This window comes from Micromonospora sp. NPDC049799 (genome assembly GCF_040656655.1).
Lineage (GTDB): Bacteria > Actinomycetota > Actinomycetes > Mycobacteriales > Micromonosporaceae > Micromonospora.
In genome coordinates, this window is sequence record NZ_JBFAMU010000203.1 from 1 (window position 1) to 8,631 (window position 8,631).

The 8,631-nt window shown below is 72.7% G+C and carries 11 protein-coding genes; 2 read left to right on the forward strand and 9 right to left on the reverse strand.

Going from position 1 to position 8,631, the window contains the following annotated elements:
- The 7 genes from AB0I76_RS16650 to AB0I76_RS16680 all read right to left on the reverse strand — a co-directional run.
- Positions 1-997 (reverse strand): hypothetical protein (locus tag AB0I76_RS16650; RefSeq protein ID WP_357035650.1); only part of this gene is annotated, 997 nt, incomplete at its 3' end.
- A gap of 137 nt (positions 998-1,134) precedes the next feature.
- Positions 1,135-1,314 carry a hypothetical protein gene (locus tag AB0I76_RS16655; RefSeq protein WP_357035653.1) on the reverse strand — a complete coding sequence of 60 codons (180 nt, stop codon included), beginning with the start codon at positions 1,312-1,314 and terminating at the stop codon, positions 1,135-1,137.
- A gap of 7 nt (positions 1,315-1,321) precedes the next feature.
- Complete coding sequence (locus tag AB0I76_RS16660) at positions 1,322-1,555, reverse strand: zinc-ribbon domain-containing protein (RefSeq protein WP_357035656.1); 234 nt, start codon at positions 1,553-1,555, stop codon at positions 1,322-1,324.
- 118 nt (positions 1,556-1,673) lie between these two features.
- Positions 1,674-2,537, reverse strand: coding sequence for an SRPBCC family protein (locus tag AB0I76_RS16665; protein ID WP_357035659.1), 864 nt, complete (start codon positions 2,535-2,537; stop codon positions 1,674-1,676).
- A complete protein-coding gene (locus AB0I76_RS16670) occupies positions 2,530-3,087 on the reverse strand; it encodes a helix-turn-helix domain-containing protein (protein WP_357035662.1) in 558 nt (185 codons plus the stop codon). The genes AB0I76_RS16665 and AB0I76_RS16670 overlap by 8 nt, the downstream gene beginning before the upstream one ends.
- Positions 3,088-3,178: 91 nt before the next feature.
- Complete coding sequence (locus AB0I76_RS16675) at positions 3,179-4,522, reverse strand: class I SAM-dependent methyltransferase (protein WP_357035665.1); 1,344 nt, start codon at positions 4,520-4,522, stop codon at positions 3,179-3,181.
- Positions 4,519-5,907 (reverse strand): FAD-binding oxidoreductase, encoded by a 1,389-nt coding sequence (locus AB0I76_RS16680; RefSeq protein WP_357035667.1) that lies wholly within the window; start codon positions 5,905-5,907, stop codon positions 4,519-4,521. Before AB0I76_RS16680 ends, AB0I76_RS16675 begins: the two co-directional genes overlap by 4 nt.
- An 83-nt stretch (positions 5,908-5,990) precedes the next feature.
- Here AB0I76_RS16680 and AB0I76_RS16685 point away from each other — a divergent pair, with 83 nt between their 5' ends.
- Both AB0I76_RS16685 and AB0I76_RS16690 read left to right on the forward strand, forming a co-directional pair.
- Entirely contained in the window at positions 5,991-6,275 is a 285-nt protein-coding gene (locus AB0I76_RS16685; RefSeq protein ID WP_357035670.1) for a DUF427 domain-containing protein, read from the forward strand.
- A gap of 58 nt (positions 6,276-6,333) precedes the next feature.
- Positions 6,334-7,059, forward strand: coding sequence for an RICIN domain-containing protein (locus AB0I76_RS16690; protein ID WP_357035673.1), 726 nt, complete (start codon positions 6,334-6,336; stop codon positions 7,057-7,059).
- A gap of 40 nt (positions 7,060-7,099) precedes the next feature.
- Here AB0I76_RS16690 and AB0I76_RS16695 read toward each other — a convergent pair whose 3' ends face one another.
- Positions 7,100-7,564 carry a hypothetical protein gene (locus AB0I76_RS16695; RefSeq protein ID WP_357035676.1) on the reverse strand — a complete coding sequence of 155 codons (465 nt, stop codon included), beginning with the start codon at positions 7,562-7,564 and terminating at the stop codon, positions 7,100-7,102.
- A gap of 310 nt (positions 7,565-7,874) precedes the next feature.
- Positions 7,875-8,631 (reverse strand): VWA domain-containing protein (locus AB0I76_RS16700; RefSeq protein WP_357035679.1); only part of this gene is annotated, 757 nt, incomplete at its 5' end.

Below are 8,631 nucleotides of genomic sequence, written 5' to 3' on the forward strand. Positions count from 1 at the left end.
GTCGCCGACCACGCGGGAGCACTTCACGTAGCCGCGGTCCGGCCGGTACCCCGAGTCGAACATCGCGTAGAGGATCTTGCGGTGGACCGGCGCGCGCCTCGTGCCGGCAGAAGTACGCCAGCTCGCAGGCGGCCAGGCACTCCGGCGCGTAGCGGGCCTCCACCGTGGCGAGCTGGGCCCGCAGTGTGGCCGGGTCGGCGCTGGGATCGGCGGTGAAGTCCTCGGGCACCGTGGCGAGCAGCGTGTCGAGCCGGGCCATCCGGTCCAACTGGCGGCGCAGCACGAGAAGCTGCTTGCGCACGTCCACCAGGCTGGCCACCGGCTGGTTGGCGAAGTCGCGCGGGCAGACCAGCACCACCTCGTGGGAGACCTGCTCCGGGTCCTGCCCGGCGGCGGCCAGCAGGTCACGCAGGGCCAGCACGTACACGGCGGACTGGATCGCGGCGGCGGACACCTTCGCCGGGTCGGCCTGCCCGTCGATCACCGGGAACGACTTGACCTCCACGACGTGGAACCGGCCGGCGAGCCGGGCCGCCACCAGGTCCGGCTCCAGGTGCACCCGCTTCCCGGCCACGTCGAGGGCGAGCAGCGGATGGTCGAAGAGCGCCGCACCGTCGCCGGGCGCGGTCAGCGCGGCCCGGGACCGCTCCTGCCGGTCCGGCAGGTCCTGCGCGCCGCCCAAGTCCGTCCAGCTCGCCGCCTCCGGCACCGGTACGCCCAGCCGCTCGGCGACCAGCCGCAGCAGCTCGGCCCCACCGTCGGCCTTGACCTGCGCCTCGAACGCGTTGCCGCGGGTGATGGCGAAGCGGGACTGCCCGAACCGGGCGGGGAAGCCGATCCGCTCGGCCAGCGCCGGCTTGTCCACCCCGGCGCCGTCCAGGATCGCCCGCCGGGTGCAGCCCGGGTTGCCGGTCAACGCGGCGATGGTGCGCGCGTTGTGCCGCCGGGCGGGCACGCCGCCCCGGATCACCGCCAGTCGCTCCTCGCTGCTCGTCACGATCCGCCACCCTAGATGAAAGGAAGGGCCCCCCATTAATTCCTCGCGTAGAGGAAGGGCCCCTTGTCAACGACCGGCGGTGATCGTGGCCGGTTCGCGCGTCCCGGCAGAGCCGAGGGCGGAGATCACAGAGGTGGTCAGCGGCCGGCGGAACGGTTCCAGGGCGAGCGGGGCAGGGCGGTACCGGCCAGCGGCCGGCGCTCCCGCCGGCGCGGGCGCCGCCGGGGCGTGCACGGCGGCCGGGAGACGGTGTGCACCGGGGCGCGGGCCGGCGCGACGGGTTGCCGGCCGATCAGCCAGCAGAGGAAACGGGCCATTCCCGCCTCAGCCGACCGGGAGACGCTGCGCGTCGGACTTCGACACGTCGTACTGGGCGCCACAGAAGGTGCACTGCTGCATGTAGCGGGTGCGGATCGGGATCAGCGGAATGAAGAACAGGCTGAACTTGGTCGCGCGGCGGGTGATCACCTGCGCCGCGTGGTTGCCGCAGTTGCGACAGACCTGCTGCGTGACGCCCGATTGGGTGACCTTGGTACGGAGACCGAAGATGAAGAACATCGCCCGCCAGTACCCACTTCCACCCTCTTAATCACCCCACGAACCCGTACGCCGAAGAGATCTTGGTACGAAGGGCCCCGGAGAGGCTGATTCGTACCAAGATCTCCCGGGACACCCCTCAGGCGGTCTGCGGTTCCAGGCCGGGCACCTCGACCGAGAGCCAGATCGGCTGCCAGTCCGCCATCTCGTGGAAGCGGCGCAGCTCCGCCAGACCCGAGACCGACCCGGCCCAGGCGCTGTACGGGGGGTTCTGCTCGTCGAAGCCGCTCTGCACGAAGGTGAGCGTGGTCTTTCCCTGCGACTCGGCCAGCTCCCAGGTGGTGACACCGATCGGTCCCCAGTCGACGGACATCCGCCGACCCGGGTCGAGGTCGACCACCTTGGCCGCGTGACCGGACTCGAAGCCGCCCATGGCGTACCGGCCACCGACCCAGGGCTCGATGCCGATCGGGTAGCCGAACCAGGCGCTGGCCTGTCCGGAGTCCGTCAGCGAATCCCACACCTTGTCGGCGGGGGCGGCGATGACCAACTCGCCGCGCATCTCGGCGGAGGTGAAGTCCGTCTTCGGCAGCAGTGGCTGCCCCTCCAGGTGGGCGGCCAGATTGGCCAGCGACAGCGCCCAGAAGGTCTGCAGGACGCCGATGGTGCTGCCGCTCGTCGCCTCGGCGAAGTCGACGTGGCTCTGGTCGAGGGTCAGCACGGTGGTGTCCGGGCTCTCCGCCGCCCACGCGAACCCGGTGGTGGTCTCCACCCCGTCGAGCAGCCAGGCGAAGCGCAGGCCGTGGTCGTCGGCGTGCACCAGCCGTTGGTGCGGGGCATCGCCCTCGGGGGTGTACCGCCCCCAGAACTCGTACCGCGTCGGCAGCTCGACCTCGACGTGCTCGGCCAGCCAGACGCGCAGCTCCGCGGGGTCGGTGAGGGCGCGGTGGACGGCCTCGACGGGCGCGGCGAGGCGGACCCGCAGGATCATCGGTTCACTCATGGTCGGTTCCCTTCGGGTAGACGGCCACGGCGAGCTTGAAGGCGTCTCCCTCGGCGCCGCCGTAGCGCGTGAACAGGTCCTGCAGGGTCGTCTGCAGGTCGTGCAGGAACTGCTGGCGGTGTTCCGGGGGGACCCGGATCTCGCCGGACACCCCGACCGAGGGGAGTTCTCCGGCGGCCCGGTCCAGGGCGGCGACGTCGGCCTGGACCTCCTCCATCAGGTCCAGGAGGTAGCCCAGGCTCAGCTCGTCGCGCACCCGTCGCGCGCCGATGCGGCCGACGAGGCGGGGTGAGAGCCAGTAGGACCGGGCGACCGCCTGGTAGATGCCCTCGGTGATGCCCCGCACCCTGCGTTCGCTGACCAGCTCCACGAGGCCGGCCGCGACGAGCTGCTTGACGTGGTAGTAGACCCGTTGCGGCGTCTGCTCCAGCCGAGCGGCGACCTCGGTGCAGGTGCGGGGCTCGGCCAGCTGTCGCAGGATCTCGACGCGCTGGGGCTTGAGCAGGACCTCGGCCTGCTCGATCTGTTCCAGGTACAGGACGTCTCTCATGGCAAAATCAGTTTGTACGTACAAAACTTGTTTGTCAATCGCTTCGACGAAGGCCGCGCCGGCACGACCGGCGCGGCCTTCGATCGATCCGTCAGGCCAGCCAGTCCGGGCGCAGCGGGTAGCCGTTCCCCCCGTCCGCGCTGTTCCGCGTGGCGAGCACCTGGTGCAGCTGGATCCCGTTGCGCTCGAACGCCATCCGGGAACCCGCCATGTACAGGCCCCACACCCGGGCGGTGCCCGCACCCACCTCGGACACGCAGAAGTCCCAGTGCGCGACCAGGTTCCGGCACCAGGCGGCCAGCGTCAGCGCGTAGTGCTGCCGCAGGTTCTCCTCGTGGTGCACCTCCAGGCCGACGTCGTGGATCTCCGAGATCAGCCGGCCCGGCCCGGCCAACTCGCCGTCCGGGAAGACGTACCGGTCGATGAACGCGCCCGACCGGTGCGGCGCGCGGTTGTCGGCGCGGGTGATGCAGTGGTTGAGCAGCCGCCCGCCCACCCGCAGCCGGTCCCGCAGCGCCCCGAAGTAGACCGGATAGTTGCGTACGCCGATGTGCTCGGTCAGGCCGATCGAGGAGACCGCGTCGAACTGCTCCCGAGGCGCGTCCCGGTAGTCCAGGTGGCGCACCTCGGCCAGGCCGGTCAGCCCCTCCCGCTCGATCGCCGCCCGCGCCCACTGCGCCTGCGCCTTCGACAGGGTCACCCCGAGCGCCTTCACGCCGTACTCGCGGGCCGCGTGGCGGACCATGCCGCCCCAGCCGCAGCCGACGTCCAGCAGCCGCATGCCCGCCTTCAGCGCCAGCTTCTGCGCGACCAGGTCGTACTTCGCCGCCTGCGCCTCCTCCAGCGTGTCGTCCGGCGAGCGGTAGACCGCGCAGGTGTACGTCATGGACTCGCCGAGCACCTTCTCGTAGAAGGCGTTCGACACGTCGTAGTGGTGGGAGATCGCGGTGCTGTCCCGCGTACGGGAGTGCCGCAGCCCGTTCACCACCCGCTTCCAGCGGGGCAACGCCTCCTGCGGCGGGGGCAACGGCGGCAGCAGCCGCTCCCAGCCCAGCCCCCGCACCAGGTTCAGTGCCTCGGCGACCGACGGCGTCCGCAGCCGCAGCTCGTCCTTGAGCAGGGTCAACGCCTCGTACGGGTCGCCCGGGTGCACGCCGTGCAGGACCAGGTCCCCGCTGACGTACGCCCGGGCCATGCCCAGGTCGCCGGGGGCGGTGAGCAGGTAGGTCAGCCCCCGCTCGGAGCGGATGGACAGCGTGATCCCGGCGTCGGCCGGGCCGACCGCGCTGCCGTCGTACCCGGTGACCCGCACCGGCAGGTCCCCGGTGGTCAGCGCACGGACCACGTCCGCCACGGTGGGACCCGAACGCCGGCCCCCCGCCGGCGGGGTCGCGGGAGCGCTCGCCGCTCCCTGGTCTCGATCGGTCAGGCTCATTGTCGCGCTACCGCCTTCTCGTACAGTCCGGTGAGCCGGTGGTCCGGGTCGTAGCGGTCCTTCACCGTCCGCCAGGTGTCGCCGCCGTAGAGCCGGTCGAACACCACCCAGTCGTAGTACGCGTCGGAGTAGAGCGACTTGTGTCCGCCCAGCTCCGACACCTCGCGTTCGATCGCCCGGTTGACGTCGCCGTCGGCGGCGCCCGCGGCGATCGGCACGCTCCCCCAGAAGCCGACGTTGACGTAGTCCCTTCCGGGCCGGAGCGGGTACAGCGGCCAGGCCCGGGCCGATCCGAGCCCGTCCGGCTCCCGCAGCCGCAGAGGGCACAGCCAGACCGGGGCCATCCCGACCGTGTGGGCGAACCAGCGGAGGAAGTCGGCCGTACGGTCGAGCGGGATCTCCACGTCCTGCACGACCCGCTCACGCTCCGGCTGGCCCCGCCACCGGTCGATCCGGGCGGCCACCTGGTGCCGGTGCTCCAACCGGACCAGCCGGTGGTAGACGTCGCTGCGCCGCCAGCGCGCCGGCCAGACCCGCCGCACCACCGGGTGCTGCGCCCCGAACGCCGCCGAGCACCAGAACCAGTCGGTGTCCCAGCGCCACAGGTAGTCGTACGTGGACAGCAGGTCGTGGGTGCGCCGGCGCAGCGACCGGTAGTAGATCTCCTGACCGGTGTAGTCGCTGGGCGGCACGCGCCCGGTGTCGTCGGTGAAGGAGCCGAGCACCAGGTACGCCTCGCCGGGGCTGAACATCACCCCGTCCATGACGTCCACCGGCTCGCCCGCCCAGGCCCTCGTGGCGGTGACCTCGGCGATCGCGTCGGTCAGCGCCTCCAGCCGGGTGAACCGCACGTTGCGCAGGGCCACGAACCGGCGTACGGGTTGCAGCTCGATACGCAGCCGCGTGGCGTAACCGAGGCTGCCCAGCGAGTTGGGGAAGGCGGCGAACAGGTCGGCGTGCGGGCCGTCCGGGCGGGCGGTGACGATCTCCCCCGCCCCGGTCAGCACGTCCAGCTCCAGCACCGACTCGTGCGGGAGCCCGTTGCGGAACGAGGTGGACTCGATGCCGAGGCCGGTCACCGCCCCGCCCAGCGTGATGGTGCGCAGCTGCGGCACCACCAGCGGCATCAGCCCGTGTGGCAGGGTCGCGTCGACGAGGTCCTCGTACGTGCACATGCCCTGCACGTCGGCGGTGCGGGCGGCCCGGTCCACGCCGAGCACCCCGACCAGCCCGCTGACGTCGAGGCCGGGCGCGCGGGGCGCGCTGCGGGGACGGAACAGGTTGGACGTGCGCTTGGCGAGCCGGACCGGCTTCCCCGGTGGCACCGCCGCGTACGACCGTCGCAGCTGGGCCACCGCCTGGTCATGATCACGCACCGCGTGCATGAGATCACCTTACGCGCCCGACACCCGATTCCGTGGGATGTCCACGGTGGTCGAGTGGCGTCGGACGGCATAGCGTGGAGAGCATGCCGAAAGCCGTCTGGAACGACCTGGTCGTGGCCGAGAGCGACGACACCGTGGTGGTGGAGGGCAACCACTACTTTCCCCGCGCCGCCCTCCGCGACGATCTGATCCGCGAGTCCGACACGCACACGGTCTGCCCGTGGAAGGGCACCGCCTCCTACTACACGCTGGAGCACGACGGCCGGACCAGCGCCGACGCGGTCTGGTACTACCCGGAGCCGAAGCCGGACGCGGACATGGTGCGCGACCGGGTGGCGTTCTGGAAGGACGTACGGGTCGTCGACTGATCCCGTCCGCGCAGGGGCCGGCTGGCCATCGGCCCCACGAGTGGGTGAGGATGCCGGTATGTCCGCCCCTGCGCACCGCCCCGACGAGTCCGGCACGGTCTACGGAGGCGGTCGAGCCGCCCGCCCCGGGCTGCCCGGTGACCCGTTGTTGCGGACCGCGCTGATCGTCGGCGTGGTGGGCGTACTCCTGGGGGTGTTCTTCGCGACCGGTGTGCTCGGTGGCGGCGGCGACGAGCCGGTGGTGCCGGCGGCGGCCGGCGCTCCGACGGCGGAGGCCGAGCCGACCCCGACGCCGGTCGAGCCGGAGCCCACCACCCCGGCCGCGCCGTCGGACACTCCGTCGGCCCCGCCCACCACCGCGCCGGCCCCGGTCAGCGGGCCGAAGGTGTTCCGCGCGGTCGCGTCGGGCCTCTGCTTCGGCGTCGATGGCAGCGGCGAGAAGGCGACCGCCCAGCTCGCCGCCTGCACCGGCGGTCCCGAGCAGCAGTGGGTGGCCAACCCGGTCGCCCCGGACGTGGTGACGCTGACCAACGCGGCGTACGGGCTCTGCCTGGACGTCGAGGGCGCCAGCGGCGACGACGGAACGAAGCTCCAGCAGTTCCCCTGCCACGGCCAGGCCAACCAGCAGTGGCGGATGGCCGCGACCGGCACCGGCCCGGTGCTGCTCGTCGCGTTGCACAGCGGCAAGTGCGCGCAGGTCGACGACGGCGGCACCGAGGCCGGCGACGACGTCGAGCAGGCCCCGTGCGGCGGTGGGGTGGAGCAGCAGTGGCTGGTGGGGTGACCTCGCCCGGCGCTCGCCGGCCGGAGCCGGCACACGCCGGTTAGGGGGTATGGAGGGTGCGGAGCTGGGCGAGGTGTTTGGGCAGGTGGACGCGGGTGTGCAGGTCGAGGACCCGCCCCCAGGGCAGGGGTCCGTCGACGACCAGGTCGAAGCCCTCGCGCAGGTGGGTCTCCACCGGGGTGTCGGCCGCCGGGCCGAGCCGCTCGACCAGCGTCACCAGTTTCTGACTGGTGGCCCGCAGCAGCGTGGCCAGGCCGTCCAGACCACCGCACTCGGCGGCCAGGGCGTCGAGTTCCGGCCGGTGCACGCCCGCGAGGTCGTAGTAGGCGAAGGGTGCCCCGGCGAGCACCGCCTCGGTCGCCTCGCTCATCAGCTCGTCGTTGGCCGCGAGGTGCGCCACGATCTGCTCCGCGCCGAGCATCCCGGCCGGCGGATCCCCGAACCCTCCGCCGTCGACCTCCGCGAGCACGTCGGAGTACGCCCGCCGCAACGCCCCGCTGTCCATGCCCTCCAGTCAACCCCGGTACCCGCGCGCTGCTCCCGCGTTCGACGGTCGCGGTCACCCGGACGTGTGGTGACCGTCGGAACCGTGCGCGCCGGAGCGACCGGGCCACGAACGACCACGCCCCGGCTGCGCTCGACGACCACGGCCCGCTGCTGTCGAGCTGCCCCACGTGTGAGACGACGGTGCGGCGCCGGCGCGGACTCACTCGTGGGGCAGCTCGACAGGGGCCGAGACACACGGCCGCCCGCCGCGGCGCCACGGCACTCGTCGCGGCCGACCACCGGCCCCGGCGCCGACCAGCCGCACAGCGTCAGCGGCGGCGGGTGTGACGGGAGCGGAGGTAGTCGGAGACGACGAACTCGCCGAGGTCGTCGAGGTCGGGGGTGAACACCCGGCCCTTCGAGCGACGGGCCACCGCGTCGACGAAGCGGCGCAGGCCGGGATCGTCGCCGAGCATGAACAGGTTGAGCGTGGCGCCGTACCGGGCCAGCCGGTCCACCTCGCGGACGGTGGCCTCGATGGTCTCCGGCAGCGGCGGCCAGTGGAACAGCGCCTCCCCGTCGTCCGGGTCCAGGTGCGCGGTCGGCTCGCCGTCGGTGACCACGAGCACGACCGGCTCGGAGTCCGGGTGGCGACGCAGGTGCCGGCCGGCCAGCCGCAACGCGTGCTGAAGGTTGGTGCCCTGCTGCAGGTCCGGCTCGACCGCCGCCAGCTCCTGCTGGGTCAGCGGCAGCGCCTCGCGGCCGAAGCCGACGATCTGGAGCGCGTCCTGCGGGAACCGGGTCGCCATCAGGTGCGACAGCGCCAGCGCCGTCTGCTTCATCGGACCCCAACGGCCCTGCGAGATCATCGAGTACGACAGGTCGACGCAGAGCGCCACCGCCGCCGACGCCCGGCGCTCGGTCTCCACCACCTCGAAGTCCTCGACGGCCAGCTGCACCGGCACGCCCGACCCGGCCCGGCTGACCGCCCGGGTGAGCGTGCGCACCACGTCCAGCGGCTGCTCGTCGCCGTACTCCCAGGGGCGGGAGCCCCCGCTGACCTCGCCGGCCGCGCCCGCCGAGCGC

What these genes read in the sequence shown, in the direction of transcription:
- AB0I76_RS16655 (WP_357035653.1), bottom strand. Translation starts at nt 1,314, where the DNA reads ATGGCCCGTTTCCTCTGCTGGCTGATCGGCCGGCAACCCGTCGCGCCG.
- AB0I76_RS16660 (WP_357035656.1), bottom strand. Translation starts at nt 1,555, where the DNA reads ATGTTCTTCATCTTCGGTCTCCGTACCAAGGTCACCCAATCGGGCGTC.
- AB0I76_RS16665 (WP_357035659.1), bottom strand. Translation starts at nt 2,537, where the DNA reads ATGAGTGAACCGATGATCCTGCGGGTCCGCCTCGCCGCGCCCGTCGAG.
- AB0I76_RS16670 (WP_357035662.1), bottom strand. Translation starts at nt 3,087, where the DNA reads ATGAGAGACGTCCTGTACCTGGAACAGATCGAGCAGGCCGAGGTCCTG.
- AB0I76_RS16675 (WP_357035665.1), bottom strand. Translation starts at nt 4,522, where the DNA reads ATGAGCCTGACCGATCGAGACCAGGGAGCGGCGAGCGCTCCCGCGACC.
- AB0I76_RS16680 (WP_357035667.1), bottom strand. Translation starts at nt 5,907, where the DNA reads ATGCACGCGGTGCGTGATCATGACCAGGCGGTGGCCCAGCTGCGACGG.
- AB0I76_RS16685 (WP_357035670.1), top strand. Translation starts at nt 5,991, where the DNA reads ATGCCGAAAGCCGTCTGGAACGACCTGGTCGTGGCCGAGAGCGACGAC.
- AB0I76_RS16690 (WP_357035673.1), top strand. Translation starts at nt 6,334, where the DNA reads ATGTCCGCCCCTGCGCACCGCCCCGACGAGTCCGGCACGGTCTACGGA.
- AB0I76_RS16695 (WP_357035676.1), bottom strand. Translation starts at nt 7,564, where the DNA reads ATGGACAGCGGGGCGTTGCGGCGGGCGTACTCCGACGTGCTCGCGGAG.